We start from the raw sequence: 301 nt of genomic DNA, 5'->3' as shown, positions 1-301 counted from the left end.
TTGATCTCTAAAAGATCAAACCTAAACACGCATGCTTACGTTTGAGCTTTTTGGTGGAGGATGACGGGATCGAACCGACGACCCCCTGCTTGCAAAGCAGGTGCTCTCCCAGCTGAGCTAATCCCCCATCGTGACCCTAGCGGGATGGAACTTCAGTTCCGTCCACTCTGATAACTGGTAGGGCTGGTTGGACTCGAACCAACGACCCCCGCGTTATCAACACGGTGCTCTAACCAGCTGAGCTACAGCCCCAAATGCTGTTCTTCTTGATTTACAGTCGATAAGTGTGAACGCTTGAGGA

At 51.5% G+C, this 301-nt stretch carries 2 tRNA genes; both read right to left on the bottom strand.

Annotated elements, in window-relative coordinates:
- Positions 1-51: 51 nt before the first annotated feature.
- Positions 52-127 (bottom strand) — tRNA-Ala (locus H3H36_RS26425).
- Between the two features lie 48 nt (positions 128-175).
- Positions 176-252: transfer RNA gene (locus H3H36_RS26420), tRNA-Ile, on the bottom strand.
- Between the last annotated feature and the right edge of the window lie 49 nt (positions 253-301).

The sequence above is a fragment of the Rugamonas fusca genome, from assembly GCF_014042365.1.
Classification (GTDB): domain Bacteria; phylum Pseudomonadota; class Gammaproteobacteria; order Burkholderiales; family Burkholderiaceae_D; genus Rugamonas; species Rugamonas fusca.
This window is presented reverse-complemented; position numbering and strand designations above follow the sequence as displayed.